At 60.3% G+C, this 24,044-nt stretch carries 20 protein-coding genes and 1 pseudogene; 9 read left to right on the forward strand and 12 right to left on the reverse strand.

The genetic code is table 11. From position 1 onward, the window contains the following. Positions 1-15 precede the first annotated feature (15 nt). The 8 genes from EYW42_RS18705 to EYW42_RS18740 are packed head-to-tail and all read right to left on the reverse strand — an operon-like array spanning position 16 to position 8,039. On the reverse strand, positions 16-1,020 hold the full coding sequence (locus tag EYW42_RS18705) for a GNAT family N-acetyltransferase (protein ID WP_135536965.1): 1,005 nt from the start codon (positions 1,018-1,020) through the stop codon (positions 16-18). A 25-nt stretch (positions 1,021-1,045) separates the two neighbouring features. Next, complete coding sequence (locus tag EYW42_RS18710; protein WP_135536966.1) at positions 1,046-1,951, reverse strand: polysaccharide deacetylase family protein; 906 nt, start codon at positions 1,949-1,951, stop codon at positions 1,046-1,048. Further along, positions 1,944-3,005, reverse strand: a complete 1,062-nt coding sequence (gene wecB, locus EYW42_RS18715; RefSeq protein WP_135536967.1) for a non-hydrolyzing UDP-N-acetylglucosamine 2-epimerase — start codon at positions 3,003-3,005, stop codon at positions 1,944-1,946. The genes EYW42_RS18710 and wecB overlap by 8 nt, the downstream gene beginning before the upstream one ends. 8 nt (positions 3,006-3,013) lie before the next feature. Further along, positions 3,014-4,045 (reverse strand): glycosyltransferase family 2 protein, encoded by a 1,032-nt coding sequence (locus EYW42_RS18720; protein WP_135536968.1) that lies wholly within the window; start codon positions 4,043-4,045, stop codon positions 3,014-3,016. A 2-nt stretch (positions 4,046-4,047) separates the two neighbouring features. Beyond that, positions 4,048-5,412: a nucleotide sugar dehydrogenase gene (locus EYW42_RS18725; RefSeq protein WP_135536969.1), complete on the reverse strand. Its 1,365-nt coding sequence runs from the start codon at positions 5,410-5,412 to the stop codon at positions 4,048-4,050. Next, positions 5,412-6,386, reverse strand: a complete 975-nt coding sequence (locus tag EYW42_RS18730; protein WP_135536970.1) for a Gfo/Idh/MocA family oxidoreductase — start codon at positions 6,384-6,386, stop codon at positions 5,412-5,414. Before EYW42_RS18730 ends, EYW42_RS18725 begins: the two co-directional genes overlap by 1 nt. After that, positions 6,379-7,458, reverse strand: coding sequence for a DegT/DnrJ/EryC1/StrS family aminotransferase (locus EYW42_RS18735; RefSeq protein ID WP_135536971.1), 1,080 nt, complete (start codon positions 7,456-7,458; stop codon positions 6,379-6,381). Before EYW42_RS18735 ends, EYW42_RS18730 begins: the two co-directional genes overlap by 8 nt. Next, complete coding sequence (locus EYW42_RS18740) at positions 7,455-8,039, reverse strand: acyltransferase (RefSeq protein ID WP_135536972.1); 585 nt, start codon at positions 8,037-8,039, stop codon at positions 7,455-7,457. Before EYW42_RS18740 ends, EYW42_RS18735 begins: the two co-directional genes overlap by 4 nt. Before the next feature lie 391 nt (positions 8,040-8,430). Here EYW42_RS18740 and EYW42_RS18745 point away from each other — a divergent pair, with 391 nt between their 5' ends. The 3 genes from EYW42_RS18745 (at position 8,431) to EYW42_RS18755 (ending at position 12,045) form a co-directional block, all read left to right on the forward strand. Next, positions 8,431-8,982, forward strand: a complete 552-nt coding sequence (locus EYW42_RS18745) for a DUF7344 domain-containing protein (RefSeq protein WP_135536973.1) — start codon at positions 8,431-8,433, stop codon at positions 8,980-8,982. A gap of 282 nt (positions 8,983-9,264) precedes the next feature. Beyond that, on the forward strand, positions 9,265-10,887 hold the full coding sequence (locus tag EYW42_RS18750; protein ID WP_135536974.1) for an alkaline phosphatase family protein: 1,623 nt from the start codon (positions 9,265-9,267) through the stop codon (positions 10,885-10,887). Positions 10,888-11,040: 153 nt separating this feature from the next. Beyond that, positions 11,041-12,045: a lipid II:glycine glycyltransferase FemX gene (locus tag EYW42_RS18755; protein WP_135536975.1), complete on the forward strand. Its 1,005-nt coding sequence runs from the start codon at positions 11,041-11,043 to the stop codon at positions 12,043-12,045. 80 nt (positions 12,046-12,125) lie between these two features. On the opposite strand, the gene EYW42_RS18760 is transcribed toward EYW42_RS18755, so the two are convergent. The 3 genes from EYW42_RS18760 to EYW42_RS20750 all read right to left on the reverse strand — a co-directional run bounded on the left by EYW42_RS18760 (position 12,126) and on the right by EYW42_RS20750 (position 14,218). Then, positions 12,126-12,707, reverse strand: coding sequence for a metal-dependent hydrolase (locus tag EYW42_RS18760; RefSeq protein WP_135536976.1), 582 nt, complete (start codon positions 12,705-12,707; stop codon positions 12,126-12,128). Then, positions 12,707-13,744: a DUF1616 domain-containing protein gene (locus EYW42_RS18765; RefSeq protein ID WP_135536977.1), complete on the reverse strand. Its 1,038-nt coding sequence runs from the start codon at positions 13,742-13,744 to the stop codon at positions 12,707-12,709. Before EYW42_RS18765 ends, EYW42_RS18760 begins: the two co-directional genes overlap by 1 nt. A gap of 285 nt (positions 13,745-14,029) precedes the next feature. Further along, entirely contained in the window at positions 14,030-14,218 is a 189-nt protein-coding gene (locus EYW42_RS20750; protein ID WP_135536978.1) for a DUF7563 family protein, read from the reverse strand. Between the two features lie 649 nt (positions 14,219-14,867). Here EYW42_RS20750 and EYW42_RS18775 point away from each other — a divergent pair. Next, on the forward strand, positions 14,868-15,149 hold the full coding sequence (locus EYW42_RS18775) for an ArsR family transcriptional regulator (protein WP_135536979.1): 282 nt from the start codon (positions 14,868-14,870) through the stop codon (positions 15,147-15,149). An 851-nt stretch (positions 15,150-16,000) separates the two neighbouring features. Here the strand turns inward: EYW42_RS18775 and EYW42_RS20400 are convergent. Then, on the reverse strand, positions 16,001-16,321 hold the full coding sequence (locus EYW42_RS20400) for a HalOD1 output domain-containing protein (RefSeq protein WP_259371306.1): 321 nt from the start codon (positions 16,319-16,321) through the stop codon (positions 16,001-16,003). A gap of 1,506 nt (positions 16,322-17,827) precedes the next feature. Between EYW42_RS20400 and EYW42_RS18785 the strand changes: the two genes are divergently transcribed. The 5 genes and pseudogenes from EYW42_RS18785 (at position 17,828) to EYW42_RS18805 (ending at position 23,993) form a co-directional block, all read left to right on the forward strand. Next, a complete protein-coding gene (locus EYW42_RS18785) occupies positions 17,828-19,039 on the forward strand; it encodes an orc1/cdc6 family replication initiation protein (RefSeq protein ID WP_135536981.1) in 1,212 nt (403 codons plus the stop codon). Between the two features lie 536 nt (positions 19,040-19,575). Next, positions 19,576-20,244, forward strand: coding sequence for a halocyanin domain-containing protein (locus tag EYW42_RS18790; protein ID WP_135536982.1), 669 nt, complete (start codon positions 19,576-19,578; stop codon positions 20,242-20,244). A 234-nt stretch (positions 20,245-20,478) separates the two neighbouring features. Then, positions 20,479-22,299 carry a DEAD/DEAH box helicase gene (locus tag EYW42_RS18795; protein WP_135536983.1) on the forward strand — a complete coding sequence of 607 codons (1,821 nt, stop codon included), beginning with the start codon at positions 20,479-20,481 and terminating at the stop codon, positions 22,297-22,299. 136 nt (positions 22,300-22,435) lie between these two features. Continuing rightward, positions 22,436-23,005 (forward strand): HalX domain-containing protein, encoded by a 570-nt coding sequence (locus EYW42_RS18800; protein WP_135536984.1) that lies wholly within the window; start codon positions 22,436-22,438, stop codon positions 23,003-23,005. 363 nt (positions 23,006-23,368) lie between these two features. Next, positions 23,369-23,993 (forward strand): annotated as a pseudogene (locus EYW42_RS18805) (RAD55 family ATPase). Positions 23,994-24,044: the final 51 nt, after the last annotated feature.

Consider the following 24,044-nt stretch of genomic DNA (forward strand, 5'->3'; position numbering starts at 1 on the left):
GCGGTGGGGAGGACGTTACTGCTTGACGAGCTGATAGGCCCGCTTTGCGATCTCCATGCTCGGACCGGCGGATTCCACGACGTAGTAGGGGTGCAACTGTGCGCCGAACTTCGCTTTGTACTTGCAGAGCCGCTCGGTGTTCGCGCCGACGAGATCGTACTGGTGGACCGAATCGAGCACCGGATCCTCGACGATGTCCTCGATGATCGCCCAGTGGAGCAGGCTGTTGACGCTGACGCCGTCGTAGTCGGCCCGAGCGCCGCCCTGCCAGAAGTAGGCGGTGTCGTTCGAAAAGAGCGTCACGATACCGCTCAGGAACTCGCCGTCCGGCGTCCGAACGACGTACACGCGACACCGGTCGTCGAGTGCGTCGACCAGGTCGCGCATGAAGGGCCACGTGATAGGGAGCGTGTCATCGTTTTCGTCGTACCGGTTGACCATGCGGTCGAACACCGTACGGGCCGCCGTGACGCCCTCGACCGAGATCTCCGCGTCCGACTCCTTCGCCTTGCGGATATCTCGGCGGAGGCTGCTACTAAACGAACTCATGACGTCGTCGAGCGACCGCCCGTCGAGATGCAACCGGTACGTGAAACCGGGTTCGACGGAGAGGTCGGCCCAGTCGAAGGGCCGTGGGTCGCCGTATCCGGGCGTCGTGACGACGCGGAAGAGCGTCTGTGCGGACGACGCGTCCAGTTCGTCGAGTACGCCCCGAGCGAACTTCCGGTTCAGTTTCTCCCGCTTGCGCTGTTTCGGCGAATTGGGGTTGATGATCGGTCCCATGTGTGGGACGCTCATCGACGGTGGCGGTGAAGTGACCGCCCGGCCGACAGACCGTTTTCGGACGAACGCGGGAAACAGTGCGACGGACTGCTGTCCCTTGAACCCGCCGAGTAGCGTCATAGTCCCGGGGGCGTGGTCGTCGAGTACTCGCAACGCTTCAGGAGTGTGAAACACGTCGAATCCGCCGGACGGTAGGGCGTCTGCCCACTGGTCCAACGTCAGGCGTTCGATGTTCATCTGGTTCGTTCCTCGGTGAGGTGGATTAGAACTTTGTTATCCTCTCCATACCCCGTTCCGCACGCTCCTCCGTCGACATCAGTTGCTGGTAGAGGTCGCCGGGCGGACCGACCCAGCCGTTCAGGTCGAGCGCCCGCTCCACGAGACGATAGTACAGCCGACGGTAGCCGGGGTATTCGTCCTCGTTGAAGTATCTCGGATGCCACAACACCGTCATGACCGCGTCGTTCGCCGCGGCCTCCAGGAGCAGGTCCTCGCAGGCTTCGAACGCTTTATCGAACTCCTCGTCGGGGTCCGGAAGGGAGGTCTCCATCGCGGTCAGCGGGAAGACGACGAACGAATCGCCGAACGGACGGAGCGGTTCGTACCCGTGCTGGAAACCGTACTCGTGTGACGACCCGAGGCTGGCGTCGTACTGGAGACCGAGGTCGTCGTGGTACCGCCAGGTTTCCGGAACGTCCAGATGCAGGTAATGTTGCCGACCGCCGACGATGGGGTGACCCAGAACGTTCTCCAGAACGTCCTTCTCGTATCGAAGCCGTTCCTTGTCGCGGTATGAGTCGAAGGACCCGTGGAGGCCGATCTCCCAGCCGTTTGCGTCCAGACACCGGATAACGTCGGCGATCTCCGGCGATTCCACGTCGTAACTCCCGATGTGTTGAACCCACCGTGCCGGTCGAAGCCACTCGCGGGGGCTGGTCCCCCTGAACAGGTGCGGTTCGTTCAGGAAGTAAAACGCCGAGCGCACGCCGAGTTCGGCTTCCAGCGACCGTATTTCGTCGAACTGCCAGTACGGGTTGGTCCGCCGGATCGCCGTTTTGAGATGGTACAACGGCCGCTCCTGCAACGCGTAATAGATCGACTGATAGGTTTTGAACGGCCTATCGACGTCGTGTGTCAGACACAGCGCGAACGCGTGGTCATCACGCATAGTCGAGGGCATCCAGTATTCTCGTGGCGGCAGTACCGTCCCCGTACAGGGGAGGATTCTCTTCCGGGGCGAACTGCTGGGTCAACGCTGTGCGGATATCCGACTCCCGCGCGCCGACGAGAACGTTCCATCCGCACTCGACGGTTTCGGTCCACTCCGTCTCGTTACGAAGCGTCACGCAGGGGGTGTCCAGATAGAACGCCTCCTTCTGAACGCCACCGGAGTCCGTGGCGACGCGTTCGGCCCCGTCGAGCAGTCGAACGAAATCGAGATATCCGACCGGTTCGATCAGTCGCATCTCGTCGGCGTACGTTTCCCAGAGTCCGTGCTGCTCGAGTGCTCCGACGGTCCGCGGGTGCGCCGGAAAGACGACGGGGGCCGGTGACGCCGACAGACCCGACATGATAGCTTCGAGGCGCTCCGGGTCGTCAGTGTTGCCGGCGCGGTGGACCGTGGCGAGGACGTATTCGCCGTCGTCGACGCCGAGGTCGTCGGTAATAGACGAGTAGTCTTGCGCCCGCGTTCGAGCGTGGAGAACCGCGTCGTGCATCACGTCGCCGGTCACGTGCACTCCGGCAGTGAGACCCTCTTCACGGAGGTTCTCCGCGGCGCTTTCGCTGGGGGCGAACAGGAGGTCCGACGCGTGGTCGGTGAGAACGCGGTTTACCTCCTCCGGCATCGACCAGTTCTCGCTCCGGAGGCCGGCCTCGACGTGCGCTATCGCGACGTCCTCCTTGGCAGCGACGATCGCCGCGGCCAGTGTCGAGTTCGTGTCCCCGTAAACGAGGACGACATCCGGGGACTCCTCGTCGATCAGCGATTCGATTCCAGTCATCATCTCGGCGGTCTGGGTCGCGTGCGACGCCGACCCGACACCGAGATGGTAGTCCGGTTCGGGGATCGCAAGTTCCTCGAAGAAGATGTCCGAGAGGCCTTCGTCGTAGTGCTGTCCGGTGTGGACGAACACCTCTTCGTGTGACTCTCGAAGCGCCTGCGAAACCGGAAACGCCTTGATGAACTGCGGTCGTGCACCGACGACGGTCAGTACTTTCATTGATGCTCTCACCAGGTTCTTCGTTCCAGATTTTCGTTGTGCTGCTTATCGAATATCATTGCCAGCGTACATAGTGTCCCCCCGAACAGGACGAGCAGTATCGACAGCGCACTGCCCGTGACTACGGAGTCCATCCCCGTTAACGTGACCCCTGCGAGGGCCACGCCGGAGAGCGAACTCAGCGCTCCGAACGTGTACAGGAGAACGAGGGGATGGAAGTCGTACACGAGATATTTCATCTTGAGACGCCACAGGAAGTTCCGGAAGAGCAACAGAGACAACCGCGGAATGAAGTCGGCGTATTTGATGTTGCTCTGTTCGTTCCCGTAGTGTGCCTCCATCGGAACGTCGGCGACCCGGAACCCGTGGGTGTTCAGTTTGACCAGAACGTCGTTCAGGAACCCGTACTCGTCGTACAGGTTATCGACGTCTAACCGTTCGAGCGCTCGGAGGGAGATGACCGTGTAGCCGTTCTGGGGGTCGACCATCCGCCAGTACCCGCTCGCTATCTTCGTGAGGAAAGTCAGTATCGAGTTGCCGAACAGCCGCCAACTGGACATCCCATCACGGTGGGAAGCGGAGAGCAGACGGTTCCCTTTCGAGTAGTCGGCCTCTCCGTTGACGACGGGGTCGATGATCCGGTCCAGAATATCCGGGTCCATCTGCCCGTCCCCGTTTATCACCGCGGTTACGTCCAGGCCGGCCTCCCGGGCGCGAGCGTAGCCGGTCTTGATCGCAGCACCGACGCCGCTGTTTTCGTCGTGGCGGATCGTCGTGACGCGGGAGTCGAGAGAGACGCCGCCGTCCGCTTCGACATCGTCGTTTGACCCGACGCCGCCGTCGGGGATCGGCGGGTCGCTTCGCCGAGCGTTCGCCTTCGCTGCGTGTCGCTGGACCTCCTTCCAGGTCCCGTCAGTCGAGCAGTCGTCGACGACGTACACCTTGTCGACGAACTCCGGCAAGGAGTCTATCACGTCACCCACGAACCCCTCCTCGTTGTAGGCCGGCACGACAACGCCGACTGTCTTGCCCCGGTACATTGTTACCCGCTCCCGATCGTGTAGACGTGGTGGTCGGTGTCACCGAGTTCGAGCGCGTCACGGCCGTCTACGACGACCATGTTCTCGTCGAAGGCGTTCCAGTCGAGCGTCTCGAACTCCTCGTGGTCCGTCACCAGTATCGCCCCGTCGATGTCCAGGTCGGTGACGGAGTCGATCGCCGCACCGTACACGTCGAACTCGGAGAAGTCGTCGATCATCGGGTCGGCCGCGACGACAGTCGCGCCGAACTGGTTCAGCTTCTCGGCTATCGGCCGTGCCGGCGTCTTGCGGGTCTCGGCGACGCCCGCCCGGTACGTCACGCCGAGGACGAGTATCGCCGAGTCCTCGATATGTTTGCCGGCGCGCTGTAACCCTTCGACGAGTTTTCTGACCGCGAAAAGCGGCATCTCGTCGTTCACGTCGCGCGCCGTCCGCAGCATCGGCGCGTCGCTCGCGAGTTCCTTGATCAGGAAGTAGGGGTAGTAGGGGATGCAGTGGCCGCCCACGCCGACCCCGGGGTCGTGGATGTCACAGAACGGCTGGGTGTTCGCCGTTTCGATAGCCTCGTTGACATCGACGCCTAGCTCGTCAGTGAACGTTGCGAGTTCGTTCGCGAGAGCGATGTTGACGTCCCGGTACACGCCCTCGAACACCTTCACGCACTCCGCCGTCGTGGCGTCGCTGACCGGAACGATGTCGTTGACGGTGAGTTCGTCGTAGATAGTCTCCGCGACGACCGTGCTTTCCGCGTCGACGCCGCCGACGATCTTGGGATACGCTCCGCGGATGTCTTTGAGCGCCCGTCCGCTGGACGTTCGCTCCGGGCAGAACGCGAGGCCGAACTGGTCGGCCGCGAGACCGCTCTCCTCTATCAGGACCGGCTCGATGACGTCTTCGCAGGTTCGCGGCGGGACGGTCGACTCGACGACGACCATGTCGCCCGGGTCGAGACCCGATGCGATGTCGCGAACTGCCGTCCGGAGGTTCGAAAGGTCCGGATGGTAGTCGTCGCGGAGCGTCGTCGGGACGATGACGACGTGAACGCTCGCGTCGTTCGCTACCGCGGAGGGGTCGTCGGACGCCCGGAACGCCCCCGCGTTGACCGCGGCGGAGGTGAGTTCCGGGAGACGCGGTTCGCCCTCGACGGGACAGCCGCCGTCGTTGATCCTGTCGACGACATCACGGTCGACGTCAGCCCCGACGACGTTGCCGGTGACGCCCGCATAGACGACCGCGAGCGGGAGACCCATCTTTCCCAGTCCGTACACCGCGACCGGTACGTCGCCATCGACGAACGCCTCGCGCCGGTCCTCTATCGCGCTCTCCGTCCCGTACAGTTTGGTTGTTTCGTTCCTGCTTAGCTCCATCAGTGACGCACCTCCCTCGGCCGGACAGTTCGGTCGGACGCCGTCCGGTCGATAGTTCTGGCGACCTCCAGGGCACGGATCCCGTCGTCCCCCGTTACCTCGGGCTCTTCGCCCGTCGTCGCGGCCTCGACGAACGACGCGAGTTCCTTCTTCAGTGGTTCCCCGTTGTCGACGGTCGGCCGCTCGATGACGTTCTCGTTCCGATAGCGGACGTCGCCGTTCGTCTCGACGTACTCAGGGAGGGAGTGACGGTGTATCTGAACCGTCTGTTCCATGTAGTCGACGTTGACCTGGCACTCGCGGGCCGTGATAGACAGCTGACGCACTCGCTCCTGAGTGACGCGGCTCGCCGTCAGCGTCCCGACGGTGTCGTTTTCGAACTGTAGCGACGCCGCCACGTACGGATCGTCTCCGGTTCGGAACGATTCGACGGTTTCGAGGTCGTTGTCGACGAGCGAGAGCACGATGTCGATGTCGTGGATCATGAGATCGAGGACGACGCTATCGCTGATCTCGCGGTCGACCGGGGGGCCCAGTCGCCGGGCGTCGACCGCGATCACGTCCAGGTCGGGGACGATATCCTGGAGCGTCTGGACCGCGGGGTTGAACCGCTCGATGTGACCGACCTGCAAGGTGAGTCCGGCCTCGTCCGCGCACTCGACGAGTTCGCGCCCTGCATCCGGGTCGTCGACGAGCGGTTTCTCGACGAGAACGTGCGTTCCGTGGTCGATCGCGTCTCGCGCGACCGCGTAGTGATACTCCGTCGGGACCGTTATCGACACCGCGTCGACCGCGTTAAGCAGCCCCTCGGTCGAGAGGACCCGCGCGTCGTAATCGTCGGCAACCTCCTGTGCGCGGTCCGAATCAGCATCGGCGACGGCGAACAGTTCGGCGTTCGGTAACTCTCGATACACCCGCGCATGGTGTCGGCCCATACTGCCGACACCGATGACTCCAACTCTGGTCTTAGTCATGATAAGTGTTGACGCAGTCAGTGATCTGTCTGATGTCGTCCTGGGAGAGCCCCTGATGCACCGGGAGCGAAACCACCTCATTGCTCGCTCGCTCGGCCTCCGGAGCGTCGGCGGACACGTCAGCGTACGCCGGTTGGTCGTGAATCGGCCGAGGGTAGTAGACGCTCGTGGCCACGTCACGGCTCTCTAGATGTGTCCGGAACGCCTCGCGGTCTTCGCACCGAACCGTGTACTGGTGGTACGCGTGTCGCCGACCGTCCGGTTCGGCCGGCGGGGTCAGCGACGGGGCATCGCGAACTGCTTCGGTGATCCGCGCCGCGTTCGAGCGACGGTCCGCGACGTTGCCGGGGAGTTTCTCCAGTTGGGCGCGACCGATGGCCGCCGCGATACTCGTCATCCGGAAGTTGTGTCCGACCTCGGCGTGTTCGTACGTGTCCGTGCGCCCGTGATTGATGAACCGCGCGGCGCGGTCGGCGACCTCATCGCGGTCGGTGGTTATCATGCCGCCCTCGCCCGTCGTCATGTTCTTCGTCGGATAGAACGAGAAGCAGGCGGCGTCGCCGAGGGAACCGACCGGTTCGCCGTCGTACTCGCCGTCGTGTGCCTGCGCGGCGTCCTCGATCAGAGCGAGGTCGTGGTCGTCGGCGATATCTCGGAGGTGGTCCATCTCGGCGGGCAGGCCGTAGAGATGTACGGCGAGGATAGCGTCGACGTCGCCCGCGCTTGCTATCTCTTCGACCGCGTGGGGGTCGAGGTTGTACGTCTCCGGGTCGATGTCGGCGAACACCGGTTCCGCGCCCGCGAACCTGATCGCGTTCGCGCTGGCGACGAACGAAAACGGCGTCGTGACTACGCGGTCGCCCTCTCCGATGCCGAGCCCGCGAAACGCGGCGTGTAGCGCCGTCGTTCCGTTCGACGTCGCGACTCCGCGGTCCGCGCCGCAGAACTCGGCGAACTCGGATTCGAACTGCCGGACGAGCGGACCGTCAGCGAGGTGACCGTCCTCAAGTACCTCGACGACGCGTTTCCGTTCCGCGTCGTCCAGGTCCGGGGAAGCTATCGGGACACTCATGCTATCTGATTCCCACCTTCGAGAACTCCCGGTAGCGGCCCGAACTCCGCTGGGACACCCATCGCCAGGGTATCCGGAGGAACGTCGCGGTCGACGACGGCACCCGCGGCGACGAACGACCCCGCACCGACGGTGACGCCCGGCAGTATCGTCGCGTTCGCGCCGATGGAGACGCCGTCTTCGATAGTCGGACCGTCGAGTGTCTCCTCCTGGCGGACGGGGTATGCGTCGTTCGTCAACACGGTCCGAGGTCCGAGGAACACGTTGTCGCCGATAGTGCTCTCCGGAGGGACGTAGACGCCGGTCTGAATACTGACGTGAGACCCGACATCGACGCGACCGTCGATCACCGTGTCGGTCCCGACGACGACGTCGTCGCCGAACGTCGACTCTTCTCTGACGAGGACCCCGTGTCCTGTGACGAACTCGTCTCCCGCACGAACGTCCCCGTACAGTATCGATCCGTGTCGGACTGTGGAGTCGTCACCCAGGACCGTCGGTCCGCAGTCAGTGGCGTACTCGTAGCCGACTGTGGCACCTTCGTCGACGTCAGTGCCGTCGCCGGTCACGAGCTCTGCCATGTACTCACCTCCGGAGTCGCGGTCTCCTCGGATGGAGGTCTCTCGATGGACGGTTCAGTGCGTTTTGTTCGTATATGCCGGGTTGTGGTCCCCCAGCCGTATCCCAGTGCAAGCGGCATGAAAGGCTACTCTCTGCTTATTATGCAGATGCCTTTGTTATTCAGCCCCTTGAGCCAGAGTATAAGACACCTTCACCCAACAGGCCGATAGACAGCACGCCAGCGCCGGCGTTTTCGGTCCGTAGGCACCGTCAGAGTGTGCATATCTAGTATTACATCGTTACCCTGACTGTAACCGGTATGTAACAAAGTGGTGATACCGGTATACCTCGCTCTAGGAGTCTACGTACGGGCAGGTAGCAATACCAGAGCTGACAAACCGCGTTCAATTAATGTCTCAATCCGACACTAGCGCGTTATCGCAGGACGTCGTGTTCGATCTCCTCAGCAGCCCTAGACGCAGGTTCGTACTGTACTACTTGCGCCAGGAAGGGACGCCAGTCGAACTGCGGGAACTGGCGGACGAAGTCGCTGCCTGGGAGAACGACATGGACGTCGAGGAACTCACAAGTCAACAGCGAAAACGGGTGTACGTCTCGTTGTATCAGACGCACATCCCGAAACTAGACGAAGCAGGCATCATCGAGTACGATCAAGACAGTGGGATAGTGACGTTGGCCGAGCGAGCGGACGAGCTCGGAAGCTATCTCAGCAGCGACGAGGAGACGCTCCCCTGGCAGATGTACTACCTCGCGGTCGCGGTCGCAGGCGCGGTACTGTACACGCTCGTCGCGTTCGACGTCTCCGTTTTCGCCGCGGTTCCGGAGTACGTCGCCGGCATCGCCATCATCGTCGCGTTCGGTCTCTCGGCCATCGCTAACTACCTTTACAACAGGTACCACGAACCAGAGATAGACGCAGACCTTGTGAACATGAATCGATGAATCGAGGCGATTACCGAAAGCCGGACCGACGTACGGGTCGGCGACCGACAATCGACGACGTGCACCGTTTTCAATCGACCTATCTCTACGACTGTTTCGTCTGACGAACGAACCGTCGAGACGAACAGCGGTCCCCTGCGACCAGATCGACAGGACAGGTTCTCAGATCTGTTCGTGAATTTCTCGGAGTCGGACAGTAGTATCACCGTACTCTACGCCGTGTCTCGGGTTTCCAGCCCTATACCCTGCATAACAAAGGGAAATTCGCATCACTGAACCGATATGGAGAGTCGGGAAACGACTGGACCGAAGACGGTTCTCATCGGCATCGACGCGGCGTGTCACGGCGTCCTCGATCCCCTCGTCGCGGACGGTGCCGTACCGAATCTCGCCGGGCTACTGGACGACGGAGCGAGCGGACCGCTCGAATCGCAGGTCCCGCCGTGGACGGCCAGTGCCTGGCCGTCGCTGTACACCGGAATGAACCCCGGCAAACACGGGGTGTTCGACTTTCTTACCTTCGACGGGTACGACTGGGAGGTCGTCAACGCGACACACGTCGACGAACGACCGCTGTGGCGGCTACTCGACTCGGTCGGACAATCCAGCGTCGTCGTGAACGTTCCGGTGACGCATCCTCCGAGCGAGTTCGACGGGGCGCTCGTTCCCGGATACATGGCCCCCGAGGACCCGAACTGTCACCCAGCCGGTCTGTTAGCGGACGTCCGCGATGAGATCGGGTCGTACCGCGTCTACCCGAACGACGTAGACGGGGAGACAGCCCAGCGAGAGGAGTACGCGTCCGTCGCCCGTTCCCGCGGCGAAGCGTTCCGATATCTCGTCGACCGCTTCGACCCGGAGTTCGGCTTCGTGGAGTTCCAGGTCACGGACACCGTCTTCCACGACCAGCCGGGAGACCAGAGAACCGTCCGCGCCGTGTACGAGGCCGTCGACGAACAGGTAGGCGCGATCTTAGACGACTGCGACCCAGACACCGTCGTGGTCGCAAGCGACCACGGAATGGGTCGGTACCGCGGTCACGAGTTCCGCGTCAACGAGTTTCTACGGGAGTCCGGCGACGTGACTGCGGTCAAAGGCGGAGAAGGCATGCCTAGCTGGGCGACCGTTCGCGACGGACAGTTGAAAGCGGGGAAGACGGAGACGGAACCGGACGAGAGAGCGCTCGCAGACGTGATGACCGGACTGGCTCGGTTCGGGGTGACGAGCCAGCGGATCGGGAAAGCGCTCGGACTCGTCGGCCTCGACGACTTCGTCGCGAAACGAGTCCCCGCGTCGCTCGTCAGCGCCGGAACGGAACAGGTCGACTTCCCCGACTCTCGGGCGTACATGCGTTCCCGCATCGAGTGCGGCGTCCGGATCAACCTCGAAGGACGCGAACCAGCGGGGATCGTCCCGCCGTCGGAGTACGAGGCCGTCCGCGACGACCTCGTTCGCCGGCTCTCCGGCGTCCGGACGCCGGACGGCGAACCGGTGTTCGAGGACGTCGCACGACGCGAGGAGTACTTCCACGGGCCACATGCTGACGAAGCGGCCGACGTGATAGCAGTACCGTCCGATTTCGACCACTTCCTCTCGGCGCGCCTCTCCGGGTCCAGATTCGGCGAACCGACCGAACCCTGGAACCACAAGCGAGACGGTATCGTCGCCGTCGCCGGAGAGGACATCGACGAGACAGTCGACCTGACGGACGCCCACCTGTTCGACGTAGCGCCGACGGTACTCGCGACGATGGGCGTGACGGCCGACGAACGAATGGACGGAACGGTCCTCCCGGCCGTCGAATCGTCCGGCGAACGGAGCTATCCCGAATACGACCGTCAGCGGTCGACGACCGACGAGGGCGGCGTCGAGGACCGTCTCGCGAACCTCGGGTACATCGAATGACCGACCGGGATGACACGAGCATTGGTACGTTAGACTCGCATATGAGAATCGGCACGCTAGACTCGCGCGCGACCAACGACACGCGACACTCGCGGCCGAACACCGAAGTCCGCATCCGCACTTCCGCATGACTATCAAAACTCGCACGTACGCATGAGCATTGAAATTCGCACTATCGACGACGCAGAGGAGTGGGACCGTTACGTCGACCGTTCCGACGGAACGAACCTCTTTCACCAGTTCGACGCACTCGACGTTCAGGCGGAGTACACGAGCGCGAACCTGTATCGGTTTGCTGGGTTCAAAGGACAGGAGGCTGTGGGGCTCTTTCCGGTGTTCGAGATCAAGAAAGGACCCGTGTCCACGGCGTTCTCGCCGCCGCCGGAGATACGAGTCCCCTATCTCGGGCCGGCCGTGTTGAACATGGAGAAGCTGAAACAACGCAAACGCGAGCGCCGTCTGAAGCGGTTCCTCGACGGGTGCATGGAGCGTATCGAGAACGATATCGGTCCGAAATACACCCACGTCCGGACAGACAGTCGGTACGACGACCTCCGTCCGTTCATCTGGAACGACCACGATGTGACTCCCGATTACACGTACCTCGTCGACCTCGAAGACGGGACTGAGGCGGTCAAAAGCCGGTTCAGCAGCGACGCGCGGAGCAACATCCGGGACGGGGAAGACGCCGACTACGTCATCGAAGAAGGGAGCCACACCGCGATAGAGCGGATCCTCGAACAGGTCCGGAACCGGTACGAGGCACAGGACATCTCGTTTCATCTGCCGACGCCGTTCGTGATCGACCTGTTCGACCGCCTCCCGGACGGGCAGTTACGCCCGTACACGCTGTACGTGGGCGGGACGTTCGTCGGCGGCATGCTCGTCCTTGACGACGGCGAACGAGTGTACCGGTGGCAGGGTGGCGTCCGTACCGATGCGGACGTCGACATCGCGACCAACGACCTGCTCGACTGGCGCGTCATGCGCGACGCGATAGAGCGCGGCCGGGCGTACTACGACCTGGTCGGCGCTGACTCGCCGCGGATCAACCGGTACAAAGCGAAGTTCGGCCCGGAACTCGAAGCGTACCACAGCATCGAAAACGGGACGCCCGTAATGAACAAGATGGCCCACCTCTACCAGAAGATCCGGTAGCGGCTATCGGAGGACCGATCGGTACGGCTGTTCTCTTCTGATCTCGGTCACAGCGATCTCGCTCGAAGAAGTCGAATACGTCAGTCTCCAGAACGAGAATGAGATCCGGGGGCGAGAACGTCCGTAAGCACCGGCCTGCCGTCTCTGTTCCAGACGAGCAGAGCGGCGGCTACGAGCGCGAGTTCCAGAACGAGGTACAGCTGTCCTCTCGGCGTGCCGAGGAACTGGACGAACTGTAGGAAGTACGTCTCGAACTCGAAGAGGAGCCCCCGAGGAGCGGTTTCTCGGCCGGGGACGAACGGCCACAGGAGAAACGAGGTAGCGACTCCACCGTCGGTCGCCAGAGGATACAGCATATCGCCAGGCAGGTGGCTGACATGTCCGAACGCGAGTGCGCCACCCCAGCGTGGAACGTCAGCGAACCGAGCGACCAGAAGCACTGTCGAGACGAATAGCGCAACGAAGGTAAGCGAATGTGCGAGAGACGATCCGTTCGGTAAGACGCCGAACGTCCACGCGAGCGGTTTGTCTATGAGGTCGGGGAGTTGCGTACCGACTGCGAGCAGCACCGATGTCGGCCCGTCAGGTGGTCTCCCGTACCGTCGACGGGTATACAGCGAATACGCGATGTATCCCACCGCGAGGTGTTCCCAGGGCCACATCAGTTCTCCGTGACGGAGATCCAGACGTACGCGGATCGGTACGCGTTCTCAGGACTGGGGTCATCGGGCGCGCCGTCCTTGTAGAGGAGATACTGAAGTCGCAGATCCTCCCCGATCATCTTCGGCGCGACGGCGTGTCGTTCCGTCCAGATCTCGTTCTGTCCGACCGTGTTTTGCAGTCGCGTCACCTCCTCCTGTTCGAGGACGGACGCCGAGCCGTCGGTGACATCGACGCGCTGGACGACGACCACGACCGTGTACGTCGTTTCCTCGCGTTCGTTGTTTTCCACTCGAACCGTCATATCCTGCTCCTCGCCGGAGGTGAACTGACTCGGATACCCCTCCGAAACCAGATCGCCGGAGCCGTTCTCAGTCAGTAGCGTTATCTCGGAGGTCGCCTGGCCGTCGGCAGGAGATGTGACTGCCCCACCGAGCGTGCCGAGCGCGATGATGACGCTGAGTACCAGTGCGACGTTCAGGACGGTTCCAGTCACCGAGCCAGCGCCGGTCAACGCTCCGTGGAGACCGACGAACCAGCGCCGAACCGGGAGCGTGAACCGCTGTTTCGGCGCGACGCGAAAGCGGCGGAACGCCGCCAGAACGGAGCCGATAACGGCGAACGCGACCAGCGTTCCGAGGATGTTCCGCGTCGACAGATCGAACCCGGCCACCGAGATTCCCAGAGCGAGTATGGGGACCAGCGCGACGCTAACCCCGAATCCGAGGGCACCGCGTTCCACCAGATCGATGTATCCGGCCGTCTCGTCTGTCACTCGTTCCTCAGAAAACGTTCGGAACCGTTCGGGCAAGCTGTGTCGTCTCGGGAACAAGAACGCAACGAGGACGTACCCTGGAACGAATACGATCAGAGGCAGGACAACGATCGGCCTCACCGTCGTCGCGTCTGCCGGTAACACCGTAATCACCAGGGCGGTCGCGACCACGTACAAATTGACGACTGAGAGGTCGACCGGAACCTGTCGAGCCACAGTGAGAAACTGCTCCCAGAACGAGCGCTTCGATGTCTCGTAATTCATAGTAATTGGTACGGTCTACACCGACCGAACAGTTCGTCCATCGCGCGGCGATACTCGACACTCGACATAGTAGTGCGGTTACTCCGGGGTACCCGTCCTTGGGGCATTGTTATTAAGATCCTACGGCTTGGATTTTCCGACGGCGTTGGTTTTCTCCTCGGTAGCTGGGTCTCAGCGTTCTCCTCGTAACTGGTTCCCAGAGTGCTCACATCGTCCGTGGCGAGCCATCGGCTGGCAGAGCTGTCGTGTGAGGGAACGGACCGACGCTGCGACGAATGCGACGGATCAACCCTCCGTAGCAACCCCTTCACGGAGGTCACGAGTCGTCGAGCAATCGAGGCATGCGTACACTCTGTTCTGATTGTTGCCGAACACGCGAGCGAACTGGTTCGAGACGTATGCCCCGCAGTTACGGCACTGTCTGTTCGTGATCGATCCGCGATTCCGTCCCGATCCGTCTGGTTGCGAAGCCATAGGCAGTCACGAACATCACTCCGTGAGAGTCGCTTTGTTATATTCCACTTAGTAAATTCTCCGATACTGCGGTCCTCAGTCGAGTTTAGCAAACCTCGGATTTCTCTCGGCGTTTCGGTGACAGTTGCAGAAACAGACGGGGTGAGATCGTTGAAGCTGAGCTGATACGCGAGAATATCTTACGGTCCACAATCGTCTTTAGGAGCCGCGAGCGTCTAACGCATAGAAACCGGCTCAAGAGAGAGAACATCTGCGTACCGTCTGACCGCGGGGAACTCCGTTGATCGTAGATGGCAAGTTCGAATCAACTCAGAGAGGTCAGTTCGGATGCAGCGATAGGTCGATCCGGATGGAACATCTGCTTAATAGTTGTATCCACGTGCAGTCAAATAGGGCCGGAGTTACAGAATCAGACCGGGGACTGTCTCAGGTCGCATGATAAAGCGGATGTAGTGTGGGGAACCACGAGGAAACACAATCGTATCGTGTCCTGGTGGAACAGCGCAGTATCAGGTAACAAACTGTGATGGAATTGGTCTGGTTCCGTAACTGTGGCACAATTACGTTTCGATTAAACTGGAAGTAAGCGGGTAATTCAAGGTTGACTATACACACGAATTAAGGATACCAGACGCTAACATCGGACAATATGACTGAAGTATGGGATGAGATCGGGTTCGTTATTAGCTCACGGTATCGCGTCGCCGTCTTAGAACGATTAGCAGAGGGCCCAGCAACGCCGTCCCAGATCGCCACTGACTCAGAGCTATCGATCGCGCATATCTCACGGAGCCTACGACGACTGCGGGAACGTGATCTCGTAGAACTTCTCGTTTCAGAGGACAGGAAGAAAGGACGCGTGTACGGGATTACGGACCGCGGCGAACAGATCTGGAGTCAGATCCAATCCGAGAACATGCTCGAAGAATAGAAGGCGACTGGAGGGTGGCTCCCGGTTCCCGTCTTGCTTTCTGCGTCGACCTGTCTATCGTATCGGAACACAGTAGCGACACGTAACCGGCAGTATCGTGACGAGTATCCTGTCAGGCGGGTTCGGGTCAGATATTTCGCGCGACATCGCGACAGTCTTCGCTGACGTGCGCCCGAATAGAGTTTCAGCAATGCATCAGCGACGTTCAACAATGGATAGCATCAGCAACGACCCTGCCCGTTCTCGAAGGAGACAGCATCGCATAGGCGGCGGTTTCTCGTGTCTTTCACGGGCGAAGAATTACCGCAGGAGTAGCGTCACTATCACTTGCACACTGATAGTAGTGCTTGCAACGATTTATACCACTGGCCATGCTCACGAATGAGATCTAAGTCGGTGTGGGATTGCAAGCACTACTAGAATTAGCGTCGTACCAGCGCGAGAGCACAGATAAAGATTAAAGAATAGTTTCTAGATTTCATCAGGGATTTAGATACAGATAGAGGGGCCCCGTTCAGTCTCCTGCCTCCTCGTCATCGGCATCAGGAACGAGCATTTCAGGTTCGCGCTTATAGGTTGGAGTCTCTGCAAACTGACGGATCCGTTCCCAATCGCCTCGTGACAATCGCTGCGTCATTAGACTCGGATTTCGCCCCTTCGGTAAAAAAGGGTAATGGTGGTTCAGGGTAGTAAGAGGGACAAACCCTCCACAGGGAGTTACTACTCGGACCGCGACATGGTACTTTCGTCTACCACCGGTATGACTGAAACGTCCTTCATCGGTGTGTCTGAAGCGTATTTGCGGTGCTACGGGTACCTATGAGCGAACGAGAGACCCCGTCTGAAGGGATTCATTCGTCGTGTTCGACGAGGATACGCCCGTCCGAGTAGACAGTAACAGTACAGTCCCATTCGGAGAACGTTAGCGAGGACATACTGTCTCCGTCCATAGAATCGAAGAGGGAGTTGAGCGCGTCCGGGTCGAGGATTTCGTTGAGAGACGGGGAGAGGTCAAGTGGATCGACGTCTAACGCCTCTGCGACAGTCATTACGACGGAAGTCCCGATATCACTCCCTCCAGAAACCGGGTCATACGATACAGTCGTTCGATTTCTGTCGCTCGAATCGTCAGCTGTTGTCTGTCGAGTATCGGCAGTTATGTCGTTAATCATAGATGATCTGGTCGTGGTCCACTCCTTGGTATTTTAGAGTGCTCCTATAAAACTTCCCCAATATATCTCGTCGAACCCCCCGAAATGGTATCAAAAAGAAGGTATGCGTTTCGAGAAGTGCCGTCCATAGTCGGGTAACCTTCACTTAAGCGAAGCGCGACTTCCTATGCTGATCATGATCTATCCGGATCCGCATGAGCGGACTGACCTTTGGTCTGGTTTGACGAAAAGGGATCCGAGCGGAGTCTATCCGTGGTACCGTCTGTAATGATGTCTTACCGGTGTAACGAGTTCTCCCCGGTACTGTAAGGTCCTCTTACTCAGAAAAACCGCGGTTGCTATCACGGGACAAACGGGAAAACCACGTTGAAGGACTCCGAACTTCGAACTGAACCGGAGGCAGCGTATTACAGTAATATATTTGTAAATATAACCATCCAGTAATGGGTGTCCGGTGTTCTCAGATACTGCCACACCCAGTTTCCGGTGAAATCCGTACTGTTCACCGCTAACCAGGTGTCAGATCAGAGACGCACACACCACGTTTCCGGTGAAAGGCGGATCTCCGTCGGTGCTGGTGTCCCGACTCGGCTACTACAGCATCGAATCGACGAGTCGAGTATCGACAGGAGTGCACCTGGAAACCGAGATAATCACGTGCCGCTTTCTCACGGAGACACACACACCACGTTTCCGGTGAAATAGGGTTTGGACGGGGGTGGGGTGGGGTTGAGTGAGGGGGATTGAAGGGGAGTAGAAATGGGGGTTGGTATGGAGAGAGTGGTATTGGATGGGCTAGGTATGGGCTTGGCTAGGGCGAGGTGAGGTTAGTAGCCGAAATGACGTTAGGTGAAAATACGATGCAAGGGACAAATGGAAAGTAGCTATCACAAGCTTTCTAGGTGTTGTCAACATCTTCAGCTAACTTAACCAAGTGATTATAAGTACCTGTATGACCTATAGTCCATTAGCTTAATCGATTTTAGAGAAAAAGAGACTTATAGTCGATTGACTGACTTCATTTCCACTCGAAAGAAACCCTCAGACAGTGACTCTAGGCAATGGGTGGATTCCTCGAAACGAACTTCCGGGTATGTGTCGTGGTCCGCGGTGTTTCAAACGGCCTATGGTGTTCTCTATCGACCTACGGTCTTTCAGAGCGGTCTCGGCTTACGGCGCTTCATTGTAGTTCTCGTAACGGACGTGCTAGCACACCTACGCGAGTTCGAGACGGTCTCCGGTCGCGTTCTCACACCACGTTTCCGGTGAATCGCTGCCATTGTCAAGAAAAACCCGGTAAACAGCGTGCGTTTGGGACTGATCAGTTCTCACTCCGGTGGTTTGACGCGGTTTTCTGATGAACAGACTTCGTTTCCGATGAACGAAAACCCCCGTTTCGGCTCCCCCACCCCCACCCAATACCCCATTTCACCGGAAACGTGGTGTGTGTGTCTCCCGGGATAACTATAAGTGCGTTTCACCGGAAACGTGGTGTGTAACTCAACTATGTCCGAATCTGCCGACGACCTCTTCACACGGGAGGACCCGATATTCGCCAACAAGGAACTGTTAGAGATCAATCACCTCCCCGAAGAGGGTCGAATCGTCGGCCGAGACGACGAAATCGCGGATCTCGCGAACGCAGTAAACCCGGCTATTTTCGGCCAGAGCCCGAGCAACGTTCTCATTTACGGCAAAACCGGGACTGGGAAATCCCTCTGTGCGAAACACATCTCTCAGCGTCTCGTCCGCGTCGCAAGCGACGAGGGCATCGGTGCGGCGTTTGCATACGTCGATTGTGCGCAGGACAGTACAGAGACACAGGCGGTCCAAACGATAGCGAGCAGGCTCAACGAACCCGACTCGACAGGTGTCAAGATCCCCGACAAGGGTCTCAGTACGTCGACGTACTACAAGCGCCTCTGGGGACTGCTCGACGAACAGTACGACGTCGTTCTGATCATCCTCGACGAAGTTGATAAGCTCGACGACGACGACATTCTGATGCAACTTTCCCGTGCGGGCGAGGCCGGCAAACTCGACCACTGTAAGCTCGGTGTCATCGGTATCAGCAACAAGATAAAGTACAAGGACCGGATGGACGAACGAGTCAAGAGCAGCCTCTGTGAACGCGAGTTCGTCTTTCCGCCGTACGACGCGACGCAACTTCGGTCGATCATGGAAGCTCGAAGCGACGCCTTCCGGGACGGCGTTCTCGATTCGTCGACGATACCGCGCGCCGCGGCGCTCGCCGCTCGCGAACACGGCGACGCCAGGAAAGCGATCGACATCCTCCGGTACGCGGGCGAGATCGCCCAGTCCGGTGGGTCCGAAACGGTCCGAGAGGAGTTCGTAGTGCAGGCACGAGAGCGGGCCGAAACCGACAGGTTCCGCGAACTCATCCGCGGTTCGACGCCACATTCCAGATACGTCTTGCAAGCACTCGCCGTCCTCGCGCTCAACCAGCCGGAAGCTGACGGGTTTCGGACTACGCGCATCTACGACGTTTACGAAGAGGTTTGCCGACAGGAAGGGTCGGAACCGCTGTCGCTCCGGCGCGTCCGCGACCTGCTGAAAGAACACGCCTTCCTCGATATCCTTGAACAGTCCCGGCGTAGCGGTGGAAGCGCCGAAGGAAGTTACACGGAACACCAACTTCTGGAGGACCCCGACGTGGTGAAGAAGGTCCTCATCGAGACGGATCAGGAAGACGACTAATAGTAAGCTGAGAACACAAGACGACTAATAGTAGAGTGGAGAACACACCACGTTTCCCGTGAAATGCCGTCCAGAACCCCCACAACGCTTCCTCTGTCGGTGCAGATCTGTACCAGTAGTTCTGTATGTCTCGATTACTCACCAGCTCTGAGAGCACTTCCCTGCGGTCTATCGTGCCCAGTTCGAACGGATCCAGTTCCGCGTCATCGGCTGAACTGGGGTTCGATCCGTATCCGAAATCTGCCGGGGTAATACCCGAGTGCGCCGCCGTCGTTTCGGGTCCCGACGCCCCACGCCCAACCGCTGTTCCGACCTCGGTTGTGAACTCGTCCGAGGCCCTTCGAATCCATACAGAGAGGTTTCCTGAGTTGCGTTGGAGTGGCTATCGCACCGGACCGACGTTCCCAGTCCGTGGGATATGACGGGTTCAGCGTGTGAAACCCAGCTACTTCCGAGGCTGAGGAACCTCGATGTTCCGAGTGTATGAGAATTCCGATGACGGTATTAGTGTCCCGTCACGTATCTTGGGATACACCATGACCGAAAACGGTACGCGCGGCGGTATGGGCCGCAGGGACTTGCTCAAGGCGACCGGTGCGGCCGGTATCGCAACGGCCGCGCCAGCGGCGGCCGGTCGGGCACGAGCGCAGGAGGACGGCTTCGGAAACTGGTTCGAGAACGTCGGCAACTACGACGGAATTCAGGACCAGACCGGAACCGACCAGGTGACCGTCACCGTCGGGAGCCAGGCGAACGGCGGGAACTTCGGTTTCGACCCGGCGGCTATCCGGGTCGACCCTGGAACTGAGATCGTCTGGGAGTGGCGTGCGGGGAGCCACAACGTCGTTCACCAAGACGGCGATTTCGAGAGCGAACTCACCAACGAGGAGGGGTTTACCTTCACGCAGACGTTCGAAGAAGAGGGTATCAACCTGTACTTCTGTTCCCCCCACCAACAGACTGGGATGAAAGGCGCTGTCGTCGTCGGCGACATCGAGGTCGACGAGGGCTCCGCGGCGAACGGTAACCAGGAGGGCGGCGAGGGAGGGAACGGTGAACAGGAAGACGGCGGCAATACGGATTCGACCGAAACGATGTTGATCGGCGCCAGCATGCTCGCCGCGTTCCTCTCGCCTATCGCCTTCGCGATCTTCCTGTTTTCCCGAGGCGATCGGACCGATAACGAGCCCACAGCGTACAGGTGAGCAGGTGACCTAGGCGAACAGCCGGTCGTTACGCCCCCGTCGAACAGCTGACTGTCACGACCCCGTCGAACAGCCGAAGCCAAACCCGTTTCCGAGGACGCTACGGATACATCCAGTCCGATCTCGGGATACTACACGCTAGGATACCTCACTCTGTGCCCTCTCGATTAGCGCGGTAGGGTCCGGTCGCCGCAACCCGCAAGCCGTTTGTTTCCGCCGCCGTAACGGACGGTAGTGACTGATTCAGCGGATTTCGACGCGGTGACGCTCGACGCGTTCCACGACGTGTTAGAGGACGCGGACCGTCCAGTCGTGACGGCGAGCGAGGTCGCGAAGACGCTCGACTGCTCGCAGGCCGAAGCCGTCGACGCCCTCGCGGCCCTCGCGGATGGGTCCGATGTCGAACGTCTCGACGTGGAGACGGACCCGGTCGTCTGGTTCCCGACCGACTGGGCGGCAGTGGCGGAGAGAGAACGAGTCGTGCTCTTCCCCGAACGTCGAGAGATAGTCGTCGACAACCCGACGCAGTTCACGCGGGCGCAACTGTCGCAGTTCGCACACCTCGCGGACACGAACAGGGAAGGCGGATACGTGTACGAACTCCGCCGCGAGGATATCTGGCAAGCGCCGTACGACTCGCTTTCCGACCTGTTGCAAACGGTCCGTCAGGTCGTCCCGAACTCTTCTTCCCACGTCGAGGAGTGGATCGAGGACCAGTGGAAGCGGGCCCACCAGTTCACCCTGCGGACCCACGAGGACGGCTACACCGTCCTCGAAGCCGCAAGCGACGACCTGATGGGAAACGTCGCACGCCAGAAACTCACCGACGACGAACTGCGCGCGCCCATCGACGACGACATCTCGTGGGTCGCGGAGGGGCGCGTCGCGGCGGTCAAGCGGATCCTCTACGAAGCGGGCTACCCTGTACAGGACGAACGCGATCTGGACGAGGGTGACGAACTGGATATCGATCTCAACGTCGACCTTCGGGGTTATCAGAGGGAGTGGGTTCGGGAGTTCACCGACGTGAAATCCGGGGTCCTCGTCGGTCCGCCTGGTAGCGGAAAGACGGTCGCCGCCATGGGGATACTCGAGGCGGTCGGCGGCGAGACGCTGATACTCGTGCCGAGCAGGGAACTCGCTACCCAGTGGCGCGACGAACTGCTCGCGCGAACGACGCTCACCGCGGACCAGATCGGCGAGTACCACGGCGGGAAAAAGCAGATCCGGCCAGTCACGATCGCCACCTACCAAACCGCAGGGATGGACAGACACCGACAGCTGTTCGACGAGCGCGAGTGGGGACTCATCGCGTACGACGAAGTGCACCACGTGCCGGCGACGGTGTATCGGCGTAGCGCGGACTTACAGACCAGACACCGCCTCGGCCTGTCGGCGACTCCAATCCGGGAGGACGACCGCGAGAAGGACATCTTCACGCTCATCGGTCCGCCGATCGGTACCGACTGGGACTCGCTGTTCGATGCCGGGTTCGTGCAGGAACCCGAAGTCGAGATACGGTACGTCCCCTGGGACACCGACGAGCGACAGCAGGACCACGCGAACACCAGCGGCCACGACCGCCGCCAGATAGCGGCGACTAACCCCGCTAAACTCCGGGAAGTTCGCCATCTGCTCGCGACTCACCGCGACGCGAAGGCGCTGATATTCGTCGAGTATCTCGACCACGGCGATGCGCTCGCGGAGGCGCTGAACGTTCCCTTCCTCAGCGGCGAGACCCGCCACGCTCGCCGCGAGAAACTGCTCTCCGAGTTCCGGCACGGAAAGCGAGATACGCTCGTAATCTCGCGGGTGGGCGACGAGGGGATCGACTTGCCCGACGCTGACCTCGTACTCGTCGCGTCCGGTCTCGGCGGGTCACGCCGACAGGGTGCCCAGCGCGCGGGTCGTGCGATGCGTCCGGCGGGCAACGCTCTCGTGTACGTGCTCGCAACGCGGGGGACCACCGAAGAGGACTATGCGAAGCGACAGGTCCAACACCTCTCGGCGAAGGGGATCCGTGTACGCGAACAGGACGCCGAAACGGCCGAATAAGCCGCAACCCGGGCCGAACAGAGTTTCGTCCGGTGAAAATGGTAACTCTATTTACCTGGGACTATATTTGAATGAGTGGTAATAAAGTTCACACTTTGCGAAAACAATATTTGTTTAGGATGTAATCATTGATGCCATGGAACCGGGCTCTCCGCGGCCGACTGTACTCGTCGTCGACGATGACGATCAGGTGCGAGATCTGTACACGACGTGGCTGGCCGAGGAGTACACAGTCCACACCGCGAAAAGCGGGGCCGAGGCTCTGGAGACAGTCGACGGCGGTGTCGACGTGGTGCTGTTAGATCGTCGGATGCCTGATATGCCTGGTGACGACGTACTGACAGAAGTCCGAACTCTCGGCCACGACTGCAGGGTTGTCATGCTGACTGCGGTCGATCCCGATATGGATATCATCGACATGGAGTTCGATGACTACGTTACGAAACCCGTCTCCGAGACGGAACTCGCCCAAACCGTCGAGACGATGATCGCACGGAGCAACTACGGCGAACAGCTACAGGAGTATTTCGCGGTCGCGTCGAAGCGGGCGACGCTGGAGACGGAACTGACCGAAGAGGAACTGTCCGCGAGCGACGAGTACGCACAACTGGTCGAACAGGCCGAAGAGCTTCGGGACAGTCTCGACCGTCTGCTCTCTGATTTGACCCGCTACGAGGACTTCGACAGCGCATTCTCTGAACTGTGACCCGGGAACGACGGTGTCGAGGACGGGTTCTCCGAAGCTAACAGCGGATACACGGTGTGTGTCTGTGGCTGGGTCACCGAGTTCTAGTCAGAGCGGATACGGCAAGCGCCCTTAACCAACATTTCGAACGAACGTTGGTTAAGACAGTACGGGTCACACCACCGTTTCCGCTGTCTCCCGGTCAAAACACTAACTGACCAACTGTGACACCTGAACGAATCTCTTCGAGTGCTAGTAGGGCCTCTCACTCGCTCAAAGACCCGAAACTACCCGAGAAGGGGATGTCGATATATCCGAACCGAATGCCGATAACAACGGTGAACCGTCGACACGGTTATATTTCGCGGCTGTGAAAGGCCATCGATGGCGAAACGGCTCTCGACCGGCGTAACGGCCATCGACCGGAACATCGGCGGCGGTGTGTTCGCGGGCAGTATCGTGGTACTGCTCGCGGACCCAGACAGCCAGAGCGAGCCGTTGCTTCACGAGTTCATGGAGGAGCGTCCCACCGCCTATATCACGACACTTCGCACGGAAGCGGCCGTTCGCGACGACCTGGACCGAAGCCTTCGAAACAACGATTACACGGTCCAGTACGCGGGTATCGACACGCCTATCGACAACGCCAACCGCGTCGTTCAGCAGGTCGACGGCCAGGCGAACGTGGTCGTCGATACCCTGAACCCGCTCGAAGCTACCGGCGAGCGGAACCGGTACGTTAACTTCCTGAACCAGTTCAAAACACATCTCGTCAACACGGGGGGGCGTCGGCGTGCTCCACTGCACCGGACTGGACGCACCGGCGCTGCGCGAAACAACGCTCACCATCGCCGACGCGGTCTGGCGACTTGAGATGACGGTGAAGGGTAACTCCGTCGAGAACTTCCTGCGGGTGTCGAAACTCCGTGGCGGCGACCCCGCCGACGAGACGATCAAACTCGACCTCGGCAAGGAGGTTGCGGTCGACACGAGCCGGGATATCGCGTGAGCGATCTGGCCTCATCCGCGTTCTGGCTCTCTCGGTTCCCCTCTGAAATAA

Source organism: Halostella pelagica (assembly GCF_004762015.1).
GTDB lineage: Archaea > Halobacteriota > Halobacteria > Halobacteriales > Natronoarchaeaceae > Halostella > Halostella pelagica.